The sequence below is a fragment of the Saccharopolyspora sp. NPDC045839 genome (assembly GCF_056431645.1).
The window spans coordinates 155,168-172,754 of sequence record NZ_JBWKKH010000020.1 but is presented as its reverse complement, the minus strand read 5'-3'; the positions used below and the strand labels follow the sequence as shown (position 1 = coordinate 172,754).

Annotated in this window: 20 protein-coding genes and 3 pseudogenes; 15 read left to right on the top strand and 8 right to left on the bottom strand. The window is 67.4% G+C overall.

What is annotated here, in order from left to right; translation table 11 throughout:
• Positions 1–360 precede the first annotated feature (360 nt).
• Entirely contained in the window at positions 361–807 is a 447-nt protein-coding gene (locus AC07EQ_RS26175) for a universal stress protein (protein ID WP_478390520.1), read from the top strand.
• Positions 808–922: 115 nt separating this feature from the next.
• On the opposite strand, the gene AC07EQ_RS26170 is transcribed toward AC07EQ_RS26175, so the two are convergent.
• On the bottom strand, positions 923–1,336 hold the full coding sequence (locus AC07EQ_RS26170) for a hypothetical protein (RefSeq protein ID WP_478390519.1): 414 nt from the start codon (positions 1,334–1,336) through the stop codon (positions 923–925).
• Between the two features lie 626 nt (positions 1,337–1,962).
• Positions 1,963–2,139, bottom strand: a pseudogene (locus tag AC07EQ_RS26165) (Hsp20/alpha crystallin family protein); the annotation flags it as partial.
• 292 nt (positions 2,140–2,431) lie between these two features.
• Between AC07EQ_RS26165 and AC07EQ_RS26160 the strand changes: the two are divergent.
• A pseudogene (locus tag AC07EQ_RS26160) lies at positions 2,432–2,860 on the top strand (nitroreductase family protein); the annotation flags it as partial.
• 6 nt (positions 2,861–2,866) lie between these two features.
• Here AC07EQ_RS26160 and AC07EQ_RS26155 read toward each other — a convergent pair.
• Complete coding sequence (locus AC07EQ_RS26155) at positions 2,867–3,010, bottom strand: hypothetical protein (RefSeq protein ID WP_478390518.1); 144 nt, start codon at positions 3,008–3,010, stop codon at positions 2,867–2,869.
• 396 nt (positions 3,011–3,406) lie between these two features.
• Here AC07EQ_RS26155 and AC07EQ_RS26150 point away from each other — a divergent pair, with 396 nt between their 5' ends.
• From AC07EQ_RS26150 to AC07EQ_RS26120, 7 genes and pseudogenes are all read left to right on the top strand, one after another.
• Positions 3,407–3,637, top strand: coding sequence for a hypothetical protein (locus AC07EQ_RS26150; RefSeq protein WP_478390517.1), 231 nt, complete (start codon positions 3,407–3,409; stop codon positions 3,635–3,637).
• 118 nt (positions 3,638–3,755) lie between these two features.
• Positions 3,756–4,742 carry an Acg family FMN-binding oxidoreductase gene (locus AC07EQ_RS26145; RefSeq protein WP_478390516.1) on the top strand — a complete coding sequence of 329 codons (987 nt, stop codon included), beginning with the start codon at positions 3,756–3,758 and terminating at the stop codon, positions 4,740–4,742.
• 635 nt (positions 4,743–5,377) lie between these two features.
• Positions 5,378–5,578 (top strand): annotated as a pseudogene (locus AC07EQ_RS26140) (polyphosphate kinase 2); the annotation flags it as partial.
• A 20-nt stretch (positions 5,579–5,598) separates the two neighbouring features.
• Positions 5,599–5,964 (top strand): hypothetical protein, encoded by a 366-nt coding sequence (locus AC07EQ_RS26135; protein WP_478390515.1) that lies wholly within the window; start codon positions 5,599–5,601, stop codon positions 5,962–5,964.
• Complete coding sequence (locus tag AC07EQ_RS26130; RefSeq protein WP_478390514.1) at positions 5,951–6,559, top strand: AAA family ATPase; 609 nt, start codon at positions 5,951–5,953, stop codon at positions 6,557–6,559. Before AC07EQ_RS26135 ends, AC07EQ_RS26130 begins: the two co-directional genes overlap by 14 nt.
• Positions 6,532–7,470 (top strand): hypothetical protein, encoded by a 939-nt coding sequence (locus tag AC07EQ_RS26125; RefSeq protein WP_478390513.1) that lies wholly within the window; start codon positions 6,532–6,534, stop codon positions 7,468–7,470. The genes AC07EQ_RS26130 and AC07EQ_RS26125 overlap by 28 nt, the downstream gene beginning before the upstream one ends.
• Complete coding sequence (locus tag AC07EQ_RS26120; RefSeq protein ID WP_478390512.1) at positions 7,467–8,045, top strand: non-canonical purine NTP pyrophosphatase; 579 nt, start codon at positions 7,467–7,469, stop codon at positions 8,043–8,045. The genes AC07EQ_RS26125 and AC07EQ_RS26120 overlap by 4 nt, the downstream gene beginning before the upstream one ends.
• Before the next feature lie 216 nt (positions 8,046–8,261).
• Here AC07EQ_RS26120 and AC07EQ_RS26115 read toward each other — a convergent pair whose 3' ends face one another.
• The gene (locus AC07EQ_RS26115) at positions 8,262–8,462 is read right to left on the bottom strand and encodes a hypothetical protein (protein ID WP_478390511.1); all 201 of its coding nucleotides are present in this window, start codon (positions 8,460–8,462) and stop codon (positions 8,262–8,264) included.
• 96 nt (positions 8,463–8,558) lie between these two features.
• Between AC07EQ_RS26115 and AC07EQ_RS26110 the strand changes: the two genes are divergently transcribed.
• Positions 8,559–9,029, top strand: coding sequence for a hypothetical protein (locus tag AC07EQ_RS26110; RefSeq protein WP_478390510.1), 471 nt, complete (start codon positions 8,559–8,561; stop codon positions 9,027–9,029).
• A gap of 85 nt (positions 9,030–9,114) precedes the next feature.
• Here the strand turns inward: AC07EQ_RS26110 and AC07EQ_RS26105 are convergent, their stop codons facing one another.
• Positions 9,115–9,783 (bottom strand): hypothetical protein, encoded by a 669-nt coding sequence (locus AC07EQ_RS26105; RefSeq protein ID WP_478390509.1) that lies wholly within the window; start codon positions 9,781–9,783, stop codon positions 9,115–9,117.
• 245 nt (positions 9,784–10,028) lie between these two features.
• On the opposite strand from AC07EQ_RS26105, the gene AC07EQ_RS26100 reads away from it, so the two are divergent.
• Positions 10,029–10,475 carry an Hsp20/alpha crystallin family protein gene (locus tag AC07EQ_RS26100; protein ID WP_478390508.1) on the top strand — a complete coding sequence of 149 codons (447 nt, stop codon included), beginning with the start codon at positions 10,029–10,031 and terminating at the stop codon, positions 10,473–10,475.
• A 65-nt stretch (positions 10,476–10,540) separates the two neighbouring features.
• A complete protein-coding gene (locus AC07EQ_RS26095) occupies positions 10,541–10,888 on the top strand; it encodes a helix-turn-helix domain-containing protein (RefSeq protein ID WP_478390507.1) in 348 nt (115 codons plus the stop codon).
• Here the strand turns inward: AC07EQ_RS26095 and AC07EQ_RS26090 are convergent.
• Together AC07EQ_RS26090 and AC07EQ_RS26085 are read right to left on the bottom strand one after the other, a co-directional pair.
• Entirely contained in the window at positions 10,851–11,441 is a 591-nt protein-coding gene (locus AC07EQ_RS26090; RefSeq protein WP_478390506.1) for a hypothetical protein, read from the bottom strand. The two genes, AC07EQ_RS26095 and AC07EQ_RS26090, sit on opposite strands and share 38 nt — an antisense overlap.
• A 357-nt stretch (positions 11,442–11,798) precedes the next feature.
• On the bottom strand, positions 11,799–13,106 hold the full coding sequence (locus AC07EQ_RS26085) for an MBL fold metallo-hydrolase (RefSeq protein ID WP_478390505.1): 1,308 nt from the start codon (positions 13,104–13,106) through the stop codon (positions 11,799–11,801).
• Positions 13,107–13,174: 68 nt separating this feature from the next.
• On the opposite strand from AC07EQ_RS26085, the gene AC07EQ_RS26080 reads away from it, so the two are divergent.
• Positions 13,175–13,813 carry a TetR/AcrR family transcriptional regulator gene (locus AC07EQ_RS26080; RefSeq protein ID WP_478390504.1) on the top strand — a complete coding sequence of 213 codons (639 nt, stop codon included), beginning with the start codon at positions 13,175–13,177 and terminating at the stop codon, positions 13,811–13,813.
• Between the two features lie 150 nt (positions 13,814–13,963).
• Here AC07EQ_RS26080 and AC07EQ_RS26075 read toward each other — a convergent pair whose 3' ends face one another.
• The gene (locus AC07EQ_RS26075; RefSeq protein WP_478390503.1) at positions 13,964–14,647 is read right to left on the bottom strand and encodes a TetR/AcrR family transcriptional regulator; all 684 of its coding nucleotides are present in this window, start codon (positions 14,645–14,647) and stop codon (positions 13,964–13,966) included.
• 114 nt (positions 14,648–14,761) lie between these two features.
• Between AC07EQ_RS26075 and AC07EQ_RS26070 the strand changes: the two genes are divergently transcribed.
• Together AC07EQ_RS26070 and AC07EQ_RS26065 are read left to right on the top strand one after the other, a co-directional pair.
• Entirely contained in the window at positions 14,762–16,087 is a 1,326-nt protein-coding gene (locus AC07EQ_RS26070) for an alkyl sulfatase dimerization domain-containing protein (RefSeq protein ID WP_478390502.1), read from the top strand.
• 4 nt (positions 16,088–16,091) lie between these two features.
• Positions 16,092–17,570: an MFS transporter gene (locus tag AC07EQ_RS26065; RefSeq protein WP_478390501.1), complete on the top strand. Its 1,479-nt coding sequence runs from the start codon at positions 16,092–16,094 to the stop codon at positions 17,568–17,570.
• Positions 17,571–17,587: the final 17 nt, after the last annotated feature.

Genomic DNA, 17,587 nt, shown 5'->3' with positions numbered 1-17,587 from the left:
GGCTTCGGCTGAGCCATCCCACGCTCCTCCACAAGCAAACGTGATCAACTCCAGCCACCACCTTGCCACAACAAGATCATTATGCAAGGACCCCTTACACCGGGCTGCGGCGCCAAGCCGCGACCTCATAGCCGCCATCGAAGGGCCTGGTCGAACGCATCCCTGAACCGCGAGCAGATCGGCGGCTGCGCGGGTGACCAGCAGGAGCAGGACCAGCAGGAGTGTCAGGGCGAGCGTGATCCGCAGGGACAGCGGGGCCTTGGTCGATGACTACGCATGGCCGACCTGCTTCGGTGTGCGATCTCGAAGCTGGGCGGGTAGACCCGGCTTCGACTGCTGTGCGGGGACATCGGGGGAGTCATGGATGAGCACGAACCGCGGATCGTCGTCGGGGTGGACGGGTCACCGGGCTCCCGGGAGGCACTGCGGTGGGCGCTGCGCTACGCGGCGCAATGCGGTGGTCGGGTCACGGCGCTGATGGTGTGGTCCGTGCCGACGTTCGCCGAGGCCATGCCCATGCCGCCGATGGTTCTGGACGAGGAGTCGAAGGCACGTGCGGAATGGGAGCTCCGGAAGATCGTTGACGAGACCACGGCCCTGTTGGCGGCATCGGTACCCGTTCGCCGTGAGGTGGTTCAAGGTCATGCCGCACGAGCCCTGCTGGATCACGCGCGGGAAGCGGACGTCCTGGTGGTGGGAAGCCGCGGTCACGGCGGGTTTGTCGGGGCGCTCCTGGGATCGGTGAGCCTGCATTGCGTGAGTCATGCGCAATGCCCGGTCGTCGTTGTTCGCCCCACCGCCGGATGACCAGGGTCCGGCTGGCCTCGTCGAGTTCGGCAGCAGGGCGTTCGTCCAAAGTAGTCCACGCAGTCGCGGGCTCTGACGTTGTTCAGTGGAGGCCGCTGCTCCTGACTTCTCGAGGTCAGTCCGCGTGGTCGTCAAGCAGGTCGTGGAGCAGTTCGTGGACCGGGCGCCGGCGCGTCTGCGACGGTGCACGCGCGGTTGCGGGCCAGCCGATCCGGAGCGCGATCTGCGGGTAACCCGCATCACCCAGCACGTCGTGGCGGACCGCGTTGCGGGTTTGTTCGATTTCGAAGGCCTCGCTGAGCGGGCTGCCGGCCAAGCCTTCCAACTCGGCGGTGCACAGGATCGCGCTGACGGCTTCTCCCGCGACGAGGTGCGCGCCCGGGTCGTCCGCGGACGTGCTGATCAGCAGGACGCTTCCCGCGGTCTGCGCGGAGCCGGTTTCTTCGTGAGCTATCGCGACGCGCCCGAAATCGCGCAAGACGACATCGCCGTACTGCGCGCCGGGCTGCGGTGCGGCGGATTTCGGCACGCCCGCGGCCGCTTCCTTCTCCCAATCCGGTCCATGCGGCGAGTTCGGCGCGGTAGTCCTCCTGAGCGCCGTGCAGCACCGCCGCCTTCGCGAACGCCCGAGCCAGGGCGTACCGGTCATCGCCCTCAGCCACCAGGACCTTCGCGCCGACCTCTTCAGCGGCCAGCACGAGCTCATCGAGAATGCGGCTGGGCACCGCCTCCGGTGCGTACTGGCGGCGATCGGTTCGCCTTCTGCCCGCCGCGTCGGCGAGGGCCGTCTCGGCTTGGGCGGGTTCCACGGAACCAACGACCTCGATCACCGCCAGTCGGTCCAGCGCGGCAGGGGCGGGCATCAAGCGGACCTGGACCTGCCGGCCAAGCGCCCGCAGGGCGAGAACCGCGTGATGCAATGCGGCCCCGCAGCTGATCGTCGACTCCCGGAAGGTGGGGTCGGTGACCGATAGCCCACGGGATCTGTCGAGCAGCAGGTGCAACGAGTTCGCACCGACCTGCCACTGCCACGGTTGAACGTTGAACAGCGATGGTGCGCGCGCGGCAAGCGCGACGGCTGCCTCCAGCACGTCGCGATCGGTGCTTTCGCGCATCGAGCACACCTACGGCCGCCGGAACTGCCTACCGAGAGGGTTACTTCCCGACACGTGCGACGGGAATTTCCTTGCGCGCTTCGGTTTCTCGCCGTGGCATGCGGATGGTGAGGATGCCGGCCTCGTACTCGGCCTTGATGTCCTCGGTGTTGCAGCTGGTCGGGAGCAGCAGGGTGCGGCTGAAGGTGCCGTAGTGGAACTCGCTGTGCCGCTCGGTGCGTTCAGCACTCGGTGCACCTCTACCTCGACCGCTCCCGGCTACTGCCGGTCCTCGACCCGACCGGGCGGGAAGTGGTCATCAGCTGCGGCGCGACCCTGAACCACGCACGCATCGCGTTCGCCGCTGAGGGGTGGCAAGCCCGGGTACACCGGCTGCCGAACCCCGTGCAGCCGGATCACCTGGCGTCGATCGAGTTCACCAGGCTGGACGACGTTGATGAGCACGTGGTGACGCTGGCGGCTGCGATGGCGGACCGGCGCAGCGACCGGAGTACCGGCAGGAACTCGCTGCCTGGGTGGGGCGGCATGCGGCGGCGGAGGGTGTGCCGGCGCGCAGCATTCCGGCTGAACACCTGCGCGGCATGCCGGAGCGGGATTTCGCCTTGGTCGCGGAGGGAGAGCTACCGGTGCCGATCCTGGACGACGGGGCGGTGCTGGCGACCCGCGGCGACAGCTATGAGAGCTGGCTGGCCGTAGGAGAGGCGCTGAGCGCGGTGCTGCTGAGCGCGACCGAGGAAGGGCTGGCGACCTGCCCGTTGAGTCAGATCGGCGAGGTCGCCGAGTCCCGCAACCAGGTGCGGGAACAGGTCCTTGGCGGTAATGGGTTTCCGCAGATGGCCATCCGGATCGGGTGGCCGGTCACGCACGACTTCCCCGGCCCGCTGCCCCCTCGCCGCGCGCTGTCGGAAGTCGTCGAGCAACTGTTCCCACCGGAATGAGCGCGCTCAGGTCTGAGTCCGGGCCGCCTCGAGGAGAATCTTGCGTGCGGCGACATCGACCGCGCGCCGGACTCTGGCAAGCACCCGGTGGACGCCGACCTGTTGGGCACCGGCCTCGGCAGTGTGCGCATTGTCGCCGGTGATCATCACAACGCGAGGCCAAGGCGAACGAGGTTCGAGATCGCTTCGGGCGAATCGGGTTTCACGGTGTCGGCCACCTCGAGCACGCCGACGGAATCGTCGTCCACTGCGGACTGGCATACATAAGGCTGGGCACCCGGAGTCCAGGCGGGCGCTGTAACTCCCGCAGGGGGGCCGCCACCCGCACCGCCACCCAAAACGAGGTTGGAACAACCTCATTGAAACGAAAATCGTTCTCAACTATGAGCCCGCCTCGATCACGCCGGCCTGGGCAAGCTTCGAAGACCAGCTGGTGGTGCCGCGGCGAATCGAGGCTGAAAGGCCCAGGACAAGCGTGCGATGACGCAGGATACTGGCAGGTAGACCGAGCCGTTGAGAGCCGGTATGAGGAAGTCGAGGCGCACCGTGATCGAGGTCGTAGGCCGGTGGTGTGCTGGAGAATCGGATTGGCATTCCCTCGCTACCTACGAAATCGTGCTCGAACGCACTGGTGTCGGATGGCACGTGACCTACCTGGCGCACGGTGAGCCGCACGCCCTCGTCGGTTTCGACAGCGAATCCGAAGCGCGAGACAACATCGAACACCTGATGACCGTCTGTCCGCACGAGATGCTGCCCTGGCGCGAGATTGCTTGACCGTGACGGAGCACGAGCATTTGGTTGACGAGATCGGGGCGCGGCGGTCGAGCGCGGGAGTGGATGGCCTGCGAAACTCGATGCGCGAGGCAGTGGCGTTACCCCGAGGGGGCGGGAAATGACTTCATTCCCCACGGCACTGGGCGTGTCCGCCGAGCAGACCGCGAACGTAGTGCGGCTGGCCGGCCTGGCACCGTCGTTGCACAACAGCCAGCCGTGGCGCTTCCGGCTGACGCCGCATGCGATCGAGCTGCACGCTGACCTGAAACGGCGGCTGCCGGCCGCGGACCCCGACGACCGGGAGCTGCGGTTGGCATGTGGTGCGGCGTTGCTGAACCTCCGCTTGGCGCTTGAGCATGCAGGGATTCGTCCGATGGTGACCTTGCTGCCGCGGCTGGCAGGGCAAACAGCGTTGGCAGAGGTGCGCGGCGGCAGGCAGGCGGCGCAGCTGGCGGAGGAGCAGGAACTGTACCGGGCGATCCCAGAGCGGCACAGCAACAGGCGGCCGTTCCTGGAAACCCCGGTGCCGATCGAACATCAGCACGCACTGGCTGCCGCGGCGCAGCGCGAGCAGTGCCAGCTACACGTGATGGAGCGCTCGGAGCTGGGGAGGCTGGAGGGACTCGTCCATCGTGCGCACCGGGCGCAGATGGCGGACGCGCGCTTCCGGGATGAGCTGGCACGCTGGACGGGCCGCGCGGAAAGCGCATCCGAAGGAGTGCCGACTGCTGCGGCAGGGCCGTTGCCGGAGCCGCAGGACCAGTGGGTGTTGCGGGACTTCTCCGGTGGTCAGGCTCCCGCCCGGGTTCCCGGCAAGGACTTCGAGTACGAGCCGTTGCTGGTCCTGGTGTGCTCGCATCACGCCAGTCGGCTCGACGACCTGTACGCGGGCCAGGCGATGCAGCGCATGCTGCTGGCCGCGACGGCACGAGGTTTGGCCTCGTCGCTGTTGTCGGCAGTCGTGGAGGTCGCGGAGACGCGTGATGAGCTGCGGCAGTTGCTCGGCGGCGAGCTGCACCCGCAAGCCGTGGCGCGGATCGGCTACGGCTCGCCAACCAGGGCGACGCCGCGCCGCGACATCCAGGACCTGCTGATCAGCGACTAGCAAGGCTTCCAAGCGAGTCGGCGAATGCAGGAGCCGAAGGTGATTGTCGCGGATGGTGTTGCACTTTGCTCCGCTCTCGTCTGCAGCGATCTTGAGCGGTCGGCGTGGCGGAGAAGGGAGCCCGATGCCTCCGGTTGACGTAGTAGGGGGCGCTCGGATGCGGCAAGGGACGCGGTCAGATTGCCTGCGGTTGCCGAATTGCATCAGGCGGCGTTGCGGCTGGTGTGCGCTGTCCCTTACCTGGTGGATGTTGCCGACGTCATGTCGATGGCCCGAAGTACCCTCAAGGCCGTCGAGAACGATCGCCGACGATGGCTGTCGGAGGCAGCAAGCCTGGCGGCGACGGTCACCGGTGGCGTGGAGATCCCCCAGCCGCTCCGCCATGGCAGGCCGGCTGCGGCCTCGTCGAGGAATCGACCCGGGCACGACGAGTCGTCGTCGGTACCCGCGGTCTGGGCGATGCCACCGGGACGATGCAGGAATTGGGTCTACGGCAGAAGTCGTACCGATGCTGCCGGAGTGCCCGGTGGCCGTTGTCCTCGCTCATCTGTCAGAAGAGCAGGACTCGGCGCGAACCTAGCCTCTCGGGCATACGTGTTGCTGGCTGATGGCGGGATCGTCTGGAGGTGAGTGGCATGACCACCGATGGCGACTCGGCCCGGTCCGTCACGGCGCACGCGAAGCCGCAGCGGTTGCCACGGGCCGTTTACGAACGCGAGCTCTTCAGGTTGCAGGCGGGGTTGGTGAAGCTGCAGGAATGGATCCGGGCCGAGCAGGCGCGTCTCGTGATCTTGTTCGAAGGGCGAGATGCTGCTGGGAAGGGCAGCACGATCAAGGCGATGGCCTGAAGATCAACATGCATGTGGGTGAGCTGTTCGACAACACCGTGTTCCGGTACCTCCTGGACCGGCTCATCCCGGACCGCATCGGGCACGGTGTCCTGCTCCTGGAAGACCCGAGCCTGGTTGATCTGGTGCGCGAGCATGGGATCTGCCTGGACATGTGCCCCACCAGCAACACCATGCTCGGGGTCGTCAACTGGCACCGGACCAGTCCAGCGCGCCGTGCGTTGGAGCTCGGTGTGCCTGTGTCGATCAATACCGATGACCCGATGCTGTTCAACACCGATCTGGATCGCGAACTCCGGCTCTCGGGACTCAACGACACCGAGTTGGACCAGGTCGTCGCCTTCGGACGGAAGCACCGCTATGACGCGAGGTGAAGTTGACCTGCACGTCCTGTACGGCGTCCCCTGCGTGGGGAAGTCAACGGCGGCAATAGAGTTCGCCTACCAGCGTGGCATTCGCACGGTGGTGCCCACGGATTGTCTCCGCGAGACACAACGGGCGTTCGTCTCGCCGCAGCAGCATCCGGCGTTGTTCGAGGTGACACACACTGCGTGGCGACTGCACGGGCCACCCACGCGGGTCAATATCGAAGCGGGATTCCGTGATCACGCTGATGCGGTCGCTCCGGCGATCCGGCATGTGGCGGCGAAACTCGCCCGAGACGGGTTCGATGCCGTGATCGAAGGGGCTCACCTCCACAGCGGCATCATCAGTGCGCTCCGGTCGTCTCTCGAAGCTGCCCGCGTCCACGCGCGGCTGCTGGTTGCCGAGCCCGCCGACGCGCTGCGGAAACGCATACGCAGCAAGGAGAACGAACGGGTGTCCCTCGCGGAGCGGAAGTCCTGGGGTGACCACGTCGAGATCATGCTCGCGATCCAGGACTACCTGATTCGCGACGCCCGTGAGCACGGCATCCCCATCACCACCACCGAGGAGTGGTCATGTTCATCGACTGCGATCACGTTGTGACCTGCGACGGGCGTATCCACCGGGTGGTGGGAACCCTGGATGACGCGACCCGCGTCCTGGCGTACAACGTGTACTCACCCCACCCTGACGGAGACCGGGCGTACCAGGGCAAGCGGTACCGGAAGAACTTCGAGGACACCGCCGCGACGGACGATGTTCTCCAGCTCTACCGGCTGCTTCCCGCGGATGACGTCGCCCAGCATCACGACCCCGTAGCAGCGGCACGATACTGCCGCGCGAAGCTGGGATCCACTGTGTGGGCAGACCTCTACGATGAGCTGGCCTACGTGTTTGGCGAAGGCGCTGTTGGTGTCTTCGGGTCCGCGATGCTGGGGATGCACCTCACTGAGTACGGCGCCATCCGCAAGGACGTCGATTTCGTCATCCACGACAACACGGCGGACACGGTGCCTGTCCTTGCCGAACGGTTGCCTGAAATCCGGTCGAAGCTGGGGTTCACCGACGTCACCGTTGATCGTCAGCAGCGTCAACTCGCCCGCTATCAGAAGGTGTTCCGCCACCCCAACAACTCACTGTCCACCGTCATCTCTCGACGGTGGACCGCGCTTCAGCTCTCCCCGCAGGTGGTGACCACCATCCGCCTCCGAGACCCAGCGCGCACCGTGCCGATGAACCTGGTGACCTCGTCGGCCACGAGCCTTACCGAGGTTGTTGTCACCGGAGAGGTGACGGACGTCGATCACAGCGCGCTGTTCCCGGTCGCGTTCACCATCCACGGCGACGACGGCCCCGTCGAGGTCGTCGTGTTCTGGTGGAAGTTCACAACCCCGGTCCGTCTCGGTGATCGGGTGTCGGTGCGCGGTAGCTTCCTGCCCTCTACCGGTACGGTTCGCCTCACGCACTTCACCCGGCACTGGCTCACCATCATCGAACCCGCGGAGACCCGATGACCAGCACTCTGACGCTCATCACCGGCAACGCCAACAAAGCCCGCGAATTCTCCGACCTGCTGGGCATCGAGGTCGCCACCGTCAAAACCGACTTGATCGAGATTCAATCCCTCGATGTCGCTGAAGTCGTCCGAAGCAAAGCCGCCGCTGCCTACAGCACCGTTGGGTCTCCCGTACTGGTAGACGACACAGGGCTGACCCTTCATGCATGGGGCGACTACCCTGGCGCTCTCATCAAATGGATCATCAAAGAAGTGGGAGCGCAGGGACTTCTGGACATGGCCGCAACCGTGACCGACCGGCGGACCACTGTCACCACGGCCATCGGCTACGCCGACGCGAATGGCATCCAAGTGTTCGTCGGGTCGCTCGATGGAACACTGACCACCGAGCTCCGAGGGGCGAACGGGTTCGGCTACGACCCCATCTTTCAGCCGGACGGTGAACCCCTCACCTACGCGGAAATGAACCCGGCCTACAAGAACGAGATCTCACATCGCCGGAAGGCTGTTGACCAACTCCGCGAAGTTCTCGCCGACGTCTTCCCTGATCGAACCGGCGTGCCCTGCGGATGAGTGCGACGGGTGGGATCGTCCCGCCGACCGATGACCACGAGGCCTGTACCGCTGGGCTTGCACCGGCGGGTTTTCCCCGGCGCGCGGTTGCCTCAAGCAGGGGCCGCCTGACTGTCGGCTCGGCGCGAACTGGCTGTCCTGAGATCTGCATCCGCCTGACCTACCCAGATTTCGTTGCCGACCCGGGTGGCATGCTTTCCGCGTCGTCGACCTCAGTCAGGCGCCATCTGGAGATCCTGGAGGCCGCTCGCTACCGCGCGGTGGCGTTGTCGTTCCTGGCGGCCGGGCCGGGTCCGGCTCGGCCGCATCCCAGGCCTCGCCATCGGTGAGCGTCCAGATCTCGACCGGAAGGCCGCCGAGGCGACCGCTCCAGGTGACCAAGTGCTCCACCGCCGTCACCGCGCTGACCGTGACCACGGCGACCCACCGTCCGTGTCCTGGTCGTCGAGCATGTCGGTCTTGCGCGCCTGCTACCGGAGCGCCCAGTAGCAGCGATCGTCTATTAGTTGGTTCATGACCTCGAACGAGCCCGATGACTGGCTACGCGAGATGTACCGGGACCGCCCGGTCGCCACGACCCTGACGATCGTCGGCCTTCTGGTGGGCATCGGCGGTCTCATCGCGGACGTCGTGATCAACCCGGACACGTTGACTGGCCAGCAATCGCCCTGGGCCGTTGCGACCCTCTGCGCCGGGATGACGCTGGCTTTGGTCAGCTTGAAATTCGCACTCACCCCGCCCGGGGAAGAGCGCCAGGCCGCGCGCATCTCGACGAAGATCGCCGAAGCGGTCCGCCCGGGGCCGGCATCCGTTCCGCTTGACGACACACCACAGCCGGCCTCGCCGGATCGGATGGTCGCGCAGATCAACGACATCGTGAAGAACGAGCTCCGAAAGCTGGAACGGCGGGGCCTGCGAATGCAGTGGTTCTTCTTCGCAGCCGGAATACCGGTCGGGATCTTGATCAACATTTTCGTCAAGTAGCCCGGTGCCCGCCACTGAAGAACGATCACGGTGGGGGACGGGGCGGAGATCGGCCTGCACGCCCTGCTCCTGGTGGCATCCGCTCTCACGTTCCCAACGAGGAGCCATGGAACTCGCGGGATGTCGCACACTGGCACCGGTTTCCAGTTCCGGTGGTGCTCCTGAAGCACACCACGCCTGCGCAGTCGGTGGCGGCCATCCAGTCGTCGACGGTGGCTTCCGGGGCGGTCAAGCCGATTTCCTCAAGCCCGCCGACGACGCGGAGGCCGGTTTCGGCGGCGCGGTCGGCGGGCACGAGCGCGTTCCACCACAGGTGGTGGTTGGTCACCGCCGCGGCCACGACCAGCGCCCCGTGCCGGTCGTGCTGGCCCAGGATCCAGTCCAGGGTGTCGCCGGGTACGCTGACGACCACGGGCACCCCGCCGACCCGGCACGCTGGGAGCGTGGCCAGCCGGGTGCGCAGACGCTGGTCGGCGAGTGCCTCCATCAGCACCCGGGCGGCGTGTTCGCGGTCCAGGACCCGCTCGTCGAGAGCTTCACGTACCCACAGGCCGTCGCCGGCGGCGTGCTCGGTGTGCTCGACCCATCCCGGCCGCCGCCCGTCGTCGATGGTGGTGGCTGCCATCAGCTGCTGGGCCTGGCCCAGCGAGGGCGCGCGGACGTGGACGGGAATCTCCCCGTCGCAGGTCGCATAGCCACGCCACCGGACCTGCTGGTCCAGCTCGCACCGGTACACCACATGCCGCGTTGCCATCGCCCCACACCACCTTCCACCAAGCTGAGGTCTCACCCGACAGCGTCTACATGTTGCGAGTCAGTGGTGTTGAAAAGCTGGTGTCGTGGTTTCAGAATAAGTGGTGCAGTGCTGTTGGCAAGAGGTCTACCAGCAGAAATAGGGGAGGTGAGGCGCTGTCGGTCATGTCTCCCGCGGTGCGCCCGGGGCGCGCCGGCCCCGGGGCTCCGCTTCTGATCGCGTGAGTGTGAAAGGACGTGGTGGTGATGACGATGGCGTTCGACCCGTTCTTCCGTGATCTCAACCGGCTGACTGCCGAGGTGTTCGGCAGCTCCCGGGCGCCCCAGACCATGGCGATGGACGCCTACCGGGCGGGAGATGACTACGTGGTCGAGTTCGACCTGCCTGGAATCGACACCGAATCGCTGGAAGTCAACGCGGAGAACAACACCCTGACCGTGCGCGCCCAGCGCCGCGGGCGGCCAACCGGTGAGGGCGATGCCGAGGTCAGCTACCTGACCGCCGAACGGCCCCGTGGCACCTTCTCCCGGCAGCTCTCGCTGGGCGGCGGCCTGGACGTGGACCGCATCAGCGCCGACTACACCGACGGGGTGCTCACCGTGAGGCTGCCGGTGGCCGAGCGGGCCAAACCCCGGCGCATCGAAGTGGGGCACGGCGGTGGCCGCAAGGTCATCGAAGGCACCACCCGATAACCCCACGGCGCCCGGTGCCCGCCCATCCCGCGGGCCCGGGCGCATCCCGATCCCACGAGGTGGAGATGACCGATCAGTCCTCAGGCAACCAGGCGGCCAGCGCGTTCGATGATGCCGACTATCCCGCCTACACCATGGGCCGCGCGGCCGCGATGCTCGACGTGACACCTGAGTTCCTCCGCAGTCTCGACGCAGCCGGCATGCTGGCCCCCGACCGTTCCGCCGGCGGACACCGCCGCTACAGCCGCACCGAACTGATCCTCGCCGCCCGCGTGCGCGCACTCCTCGACTCCGGACTCACCGTCCTGCCCGCCGCCTGCCGCATCGCCGAACTCGAACGCGACCTCGCTGCCGCCCATACCCGCCTCGCCGAACTCACACCGGCCCGCCCCGCCCCGGCTCGTAGGGGATAGAGGGCGGGTGGCCGTCCAGCTCCAGCACGAGCCACCGTGATCGGCAGATGCTCGGGCAGATCTCGCCTGAACCAGCTACCGCTGCATACCCCACTGGACACCACGCGGCGCCGGCTTCGCATCGAGGACTTTCACCACTCGCGTGCTCCTCGCCCCTTCTCATCGCCGCCGAGACAGGTCTGTCCGGCGGTGCCTCACCGTTCTCCGTGGCCATCCGCTCGATCAGCGCGGCGAGTGTCTCGTTGATGGGTGGACGTCCGGATCGGTGCGGGTAGGTCCACTTTTTAGCGACCAGGCGGCGGTGCCAGCGCATGACTGTGCCTGGCGTGATCAGCGGGTATCCGTGCAGGGGCGCGGGCAGCAGCCGTATGAGCGCTGCAAGGATTGCCCGGTCGGCCCAGTCCAGGCGCGGTTTGGGGGTCGTTCTGCGCAGCACGGCGACCTCGTGGCGTAAGATCAGCAACTCCGCATTCTTGGCCGCCGACGAACGGCCGAGCAATTCCAGCCAGCCCACCAGCCGGATGAAGATCAGGTAGAGCATGCGCAACGACACGGCGCACGATCATTCCTGGATCGCTGGGGTGTGTCGATCAGTACAGGTCACGGCCGCAGCCGACTCTTGGAACTCGACAGGATCGTTCCCGAAGGCCCGGTGTCATGACCCGGCCACGACGACGCACAGCAATTCATCGGAGCCGGGGGCGATGGTCGGTGGGCGAAGTTCTTCCGTGCGGTGTCAGGCTCGCCGGCGATTTGTCCTCGCGCCCCTGGTAGCAGCACGACAGGGGTACGAGCCGGTTGTATCTCCCCTTTTTTCGCCCGTAGCGATGCCCGCATGGGGCATCGCTACGGGCATGGTCCTTCGTCGTGGTTGTGGACGGCGTCTCGTTGTTGTGGTGCCGGGTTGCCATCAAGACCGGTCGTCGAGCTCGGCCAGTGCCGTTCGGGAGGCGGAAACACGGTCCTGGTAGATCCCGCGGGCTTGGAACGCGGTCTCACCTTCAATGCGCCGCTGGAACAGTTCTATGACGCAGCGATGCGTCTCGGCATCGTCGGGTGCCCCGAGCACTGCCCATTCGGCGAGGTGGCAGGCCAGCGGCAGGTTGGCCGGCGCGAGTTCCCTGGCGCGGGAGAGGAGCTCATGGCTGCCGCCGGCCAGCCGGACGATCTCGCGTGTCTGCTCGGCCAACGGCGCGGGCAGGAGGTTGGCCGCCTGGCCGTCCCACCATCCCCCGAGGAGGCGAATCACGTTGCGAGCAACGAATTCCGGCCGGTCGTGGTAGGGCTGCAGGTACGGCTTGGCAGCTAGATCTGCCGGCAGCTCGAGATCCGCCACGATGTCGTGCTGGGGTAGGCCGGCGTTCAGGGCCGCGACGGTGTGGTCCACGACATGTCGCAGCGCCGCCGCGAGATCGAGCCAACGCGTCCGGATCTCGCGCTCGCCGAACACCGGCATACCGTGGCCCGGGATCATCGCTTCGGCGCCCAGTGCGGCCATCTGCTCCGCAGCGGCGATCCAGTCGTCGGCATAACGTTGCACTTTCTGCGGGTTGCCTGCGTTCGGGAAGACGCTGAGCCAGAGGTCTCCGGCGCACAGCACCTTCCGCTCGGGCAACCACAGCCAGGTCGCATCGTCGGTTTCCCCCTTGGCGTGGCGGAGGTGGAGCTCGTCGGTTCCGGCCAGCAAGGTGAGTCGGTCGTCGTAGAGGGTGTCCGGCCAGCGGAACTCGTCGGGGCGGCTCGGCCACCAGGCTCCGGGGCGTCCGGGGTTGCCGTGGCCACCCGACTGCCGGGAGTTGACCGAGGCGTTGAGCCCTGCGGTGCGTGCGTAGCGGCGGAACCGCCGGACCACGTTCCGGTGCGCGACGATCCTCGGTGGCCCTGCGGCACGCGTCGGCTCGTCGGCATCGAGCAGACTCGGAAGACCGAACGCGTGGTCGATGTGGCCGTGTGTGTACACCACGGTCCGGATCGGAGCGTCGGTCACCGAGCGGATCAGGGCGCGCAGCAGTTCCCCGTCGCGGGGCATCCCGGTGTCCACCAGAACCACGCCGTCGCTGGTTTCGATGACGCCCACGTTCACCACCCCGGCGCACGCCGACCAGGTCCGCGGTGCCACCTCGATGATCCGGCCGGCGGGCTCCGACCAGACGTCGTGAAGCGGGCCCATCACCGCACGCATCGCCTCCTCGGAGTTGGACCCTTGGAGTCGCGTCATCCGGCACCCCCCAAAAGAAAGACACGTTGTCTTAACTTATTTGAGTCAAAGTGTCTTATCATGTCGTTGTGAATGTCAAGACCGAGGCCCGCCAGCTGATCCTGCTGGCGGCAGAGCGCCTGTTCGCGCAGCGGGACGTCCGCAGCGTCTCGCTCCGAGAGATCGGGGCAGCTGCTGGTCAGCGCAACAATTCCGCGGTCCAGTACCACTTCGGCACGAAAGACGATCTGGTCAGGGCGCTGTACGTCGACAGGCTCGTTCCGCTGAACGAGAGCCGGGTTCGCTTGGTCGAGCGGTTGCGGGAGGAAGGCCGCACTGATCTCCGCGCCCTGGTCGTCGCTTTCATGCAACCGCTGGCGGACGCCGTTTGCGAGGCGGCCGGCACGAACTGCTACGCGCGTTTCGTGCATCGCTACGTGGTGAGCGGCGACACCCCGGGCAAGCCGCTTCCCGACGACAATCTCACCGGTCTGCGGGCGGTCATGGAGATGCTCGAGCCGCATCTCGGCGGCTTGGCGCCGGCCGCTCGGGCTAGCCGCCTGCGGGGGCTGCACATCCTCGTCACGGGAATGCTCGCTGATCTTGAGCGCCGCTTCGAGCTGGGTGAAGTGACGAACGCCGAGGCGTGCACCGAGATCGACGACATCACTGACATGGCCGTCGGCCTGCTGTCGGCCCCCGTCCACAAAGTGGCGACCCACGACTAGAGCGACGGACCCGGGCTTCCGCTGCGGCGCATCTAGCTGTTGCGGCTCCCGAGTGCGCCAGGTGTCAGAGGGCCGACCCAGAGGTGTAGCTCGACACCGGTGTCCCGTCGTCCTGTTCGGAAGCTGGCCTGGAGCGGCCCGTGCATGGGGTCACCGCGCCCCGGATGCGGCGGATTCGGCGGCCAAGGTCTCCGGTGAAGCGGGGGTGGAGAGCAGCGCAGTGCAGGAGTCGACCAGCTGGGCGATGAGCAACCGGTGCTCGGCACCCTCGTCTGCGCTGGCGTCCTTCTGGAGTCGGCGTTCGCGGTTGGCCAGGGTGTGCACCAGCAGTCCGGCGAAGTGGTCCCAGCGGTCTTGGCGCAGCCGGGGCGGCAGATCTGCCAGGTGCTCCGCGATCCGGGCGTGCAGGGCGGCCTGGCCGCTGCTCCACTCGTTCGCGGTGAGGTCGAAGGGGGCGATGTCCTCGACGTACATGGCGTTGGCGACGAAGCGCAGGAACCATCCCGGCCGGCGCTCGCCCTCCAGGTTCTCGGCCGTGGTGCAGATCATCACCTCCACGAGGGCGCGCAGGTCGTGCCCGCGACCTCGGGCGTCCAGGTCGGCGACGTGGGCCAGCAGTCGGTTGCTCGCCGGACGCATCCGGTACTCGTAGACGGCCTCGACCAGTGCTCGCTTGGTGCCGAAGTGGTACGCGACCGCGGAGGTGTTGCGCTGCCTGGCCGCCGTGGCGATCTCGCGGAGCGAAACGGCATGCACCCCCCGCTCCGCGAACAGTCGCTCGGCGACCTCGATGAGTCGACTGCGGGTGTCGTTGCGGGTATCGGCGGTGTTCACGGCAGAAGTCTAAGGAAGTGCTGAGAAACGAACGTGCGTGGCGTGGACGGGCTTGCCAGTTTTAACGCACATGCGTTAAAACTGCGGCAGCGTGTCAGAGAAGGGAATCTCGCCATGACGAAGAACGAAGCCGCCCGGCAGTTGGGCCTGAAGGAGTCCGTGCAGGAGGCCGGCACCGCCGCGTTCGGCGGGTACGGCATGGCTCAGGCCACCCACTTGTTCGCCCGGGAGGTTCCGGCTCCGCAGCGTGCCGAGGCCATCGAGGTCGCCCCGCGCACGTGGTTCCTTCGCCTGGGCATCGTCAACGCTGGACTTTTCGCCACTGACGAGGGACTGGTGCTGGTGGACTGCGGCTGTGCGGGCGACGGCCCGGAGCTGCTGCGAGCCGTGCGCGAGTGCAGCGAACTGCCGCTGCACACCGTGGTGCTGACGCACGGTCATGTCGACCACGCCTTCGGACTGTGGTCGCTGCTGGAAGCGGGGGAGCGGCCTCGGATCGTCGCGCACCAGAACATCACCGCGCACTACGAGCGCTACGCCAAAACCCACGGACTGAACACCGCGATCAACTTCCAGGTGCCCGGGGAGAACGGCAAAGCCTGGCCGCAGGACCGGGGTGATTTCCTGTGGCCGGACACCGTCTTCCGGGACACGCTCGACATCGTCGTCGGCGGCGAGCGGTTCGTGCTGCGGCACGCGAAGGGCGAGACCGATGACGCGGTGTGGCTGTGGGCCCCCGAGCGCGGCGTGATCGCTGCCGGCGACCTCGTCACCGGCTACCTGCCGAACTGCGGCAATCCGCGCAAGGTGCAGCGCTTCGCCGAGGAATGGGCGGACGCCGCCGAGGAGATGGCCGCCCGCAACGCGGAGATCGTGCTGCCCGGCCACGGCGAAGTGGTTCGAGGTGCCGAGGCGATCCGTGACGAGCTGACGACCATGGCCGCCTACCTGCGGCACATCGTCCGGCACGCGGTCGACGGGCTGAACGCCGGAAGGTTGCCCGAGGAGATCGTCAGCACGCTCCGGATACCGGACGAGCTGGCCCGGCATCCGCGGCTGCAACCTCTCTACGACCGCCCCGAGTTCATCTGCCGCAACGTGCTCCGCCGCTACGGCGGCTGGTGGGACGGGCGCCCGGCGAACCTGCTGCCCGCCCCCGCCCCCGACCAGGCCCGGGAGGTGGCCCGCCTGGCCGGAGGCGCCGCCGCGCTCGCTGCCCGTGCACGGGAGTTGGTCGTCGAGGACCTGCGGCTGGCCTGTCACTTCGCAGAGTGGGCTTTCCTAGCCGATCCGCAGGACGAGGCCGCGCAGGAGACCTACTGGGAGGTATTCGCCGCCCGCGCGGACGTCGAACCCTCGCTGATGGCCAAGGTGGCCTTCGGTGAGCCGGAGTCCACAGTGGCCGCGGTCCGCGCTGCGGCCACCGCGGAGAAGGGCTGACGGCGTGTCCACGGGTGGCCGGAGCGAACCCGGCGGACAACACGCGGACCACCGGCAGCGCAGCGCAGCGCCGACCACTCCGGACCCATCTGGTGTTCCGGACGAGGAGCGCCCGCTGGCGAACGCGTCGGTGCGCCGCATGGTCGGGGTTCTGATCCCGCTAGTGCTGTTGAGCGAGATCGTCCCGCTTGAGATGTCGCTGGTCTACCCGGCACTGGCCAACATCCGGTCGGAATTCGACACCCAAGCTGTGGGCTGGACCGTCACCGTGGTCAGTCTGGTCGCGTTGGCCACCCAGCCGCTGCTGGCCAAGGTCGCCGACATGTTCGGCCGGAAACGCACCATCGCCGCGGCCGCTGCGGTCTTCGCGGTCGGCTCGACGATCGCCGCGCTGGCCCCGAACTTCGGGGTTCTGCTCGTCGGCCGTGCGTTGCAGGCGCCGGGAATGGCCATCGTGCCTGCCGCCTACGGACTGATCCGGGACGGCTTCCCGCGCCGCTACGTGCCCATCGCCGTCGGAGCGGTCAACACCGGTTTCGGGATGAGCGCCATCATCGGCCCCTTCGTCGGCGGTTTCCTCGTTCAGCGCTTCGACTTCCGCGCGGTGTTCTGGTTCTGCCTGATCTTCGTAGCGGTGCTCGCACCCCTGGCGCTGTGGCTGGTGCCGGAGCGCCGGAGGCCAGTACGCCGGCGCCTGGACATCACCGGCTCGCTGCTGTTCGGCGCCGGGGTCGGCATCTTGCTACTGGCGATCAGCCAGGCAAGCTCCTGGGGCTTGGTCTCGCTCGGCACGCTGGGCTGCGTACTGGCAGCTGCGCTGCTGCTGTGGTTGTTCATCGTGCACGAAAAGCGCACTGCTGAGCCGCTGATCGCGCCGAAGCTGCTGACCGGCCCCGCAGTGCGCTGGACTCTGCTGGCCACCGCTGGCGGCGGTTTCGTGCTCGGTGGCCACGGCTACCTGATGCCACTGCTGGTGCAGGCACCGCTCATCACCGGCGGGCTGGCGTTGGGCCCGATGGCGGTCGCGATGCTGCTGCTGCCGCAGGGCGTGCTCGGCGCGGTCGCGGGTCCGCTCGGTGGCGCGCTGGCCCGCCGTCGTGGACCGCGGCTGACCATGCTGCTGTCGCTCGGCGCGTTCACCGTCGGCACCTCGCTGACCGCGCTGCTGCATGGTCACGCCGGTCACCTCGTGCTCACCTCGATCGCCATGGGCTGCGGCTTCGGGCTGTACTTCGTCTCCGCGTCCACCCTGATCATCGAGGCGGTACCGGCGACCCACACCTCGCTGGGCACCGGGTTCATGAGCATCGCCAACAACCTCGGCAACGCGCTGGGTGTGACGGTGCTGGGCACGGTGCTATCCGCCGGGTTCACCCAGGCCTACCTGGTCGCTGCCGTCGTCGGTCTGCTCTCCCTGGCAGTCGTCCTGCGAATGCAACACGGCCGGTCACCGGCGATGAGCGGTGCACCGGCTCCGCTCTGACCACTCCGGCGATCTTC

Bases quoted from the DNA above. Each gene is read 5' to 3' on its own strand.
- AC07EQ_RS26070 (WP_478390502.1), top strand. From the start codon at position 14,762: ATGACGAAGAACGAAGCCGCCCGGCAGTTGGGCCTGAAGGAGTCCGTG.
- AC07EQ_RS26135 (WP_478390515.1), top strand. From the start codon at position 5,599: ATGCATGTGGGTGAGCTGTTCGACAACACCGTGTTCCGGTACCTCCTG.
- AC07EQ_RS26105 (WP_478390509.1), bottom strand. From the start codon at position 9,783: ATGGCAACGCGGCATGTGGTGTACCGGTGCGAGCTGGACCAGCAGGTC.
- AC07EQ_RS26095 (WP_478390507.1), top strand. From the start codon at position 10,541: ATGACCGATCAGTCCTCAGGCAACCAGGCGGCCAGCGCGTTCGATGAT.
- AC07EQ_RS26125 (WP_478390513.1), top strand. From the start codon at position 6,532: ATGTTCATCGACTGCGATCACGTTGTGACCTGCGACGGGCGTATCCAC.
- AC07EQ_RS26175 (WP_478390520.1), top strand. From the start codon at position 361: ATGGATGAGCACGAACCGCGGATCGTCGTCGGGGTGGACGGGTCACCG.
- AC07EQ_RS26120 (WP_478390512.1), top strand. From the start codon at position 7,467: ATGACCAGCACTCTGACGCTCATCACCGGCAACGCCAACAAAGCCCGC.
- AC07EQ_RS26085 (WP_478390505.1), bottom strand. From the start codon at position 13,106: ATGACGCGACTCCAAGGGTCCAACTCCGAGGAGGCGATGCGTGCGGTG.
- AC07EQ_RS26130 (WP_478390514.1), top strand. From the start codon at position 5,951: ATGACGCGAGGTGAAGTTGACCTGCACGTCCTGTACGGCGTCCCCTGC.
- AC07EQ_RS26110 (WP_478390510.1), top strand. From the start codon at position 8,559: ATGACCTCGAACGAGCCCGATGACTGGCTACGCGAGATGTACCGGGAC.
- AC07EQ_RS26100 (WP_478390508.1), top strand. From the start codon at position 10,029: ATGACGATGGCGTTCGACCCGTTCTTCCGTGATCTCAACCGGCTGACT.
- AC07EQ_RS26145 (WP_478390516.1), top strand. From the start codon at position 3,756: ATGACTTCATTCCCCACGGCACTGGGCGTGTCCGCCGAGCAGACCGCG.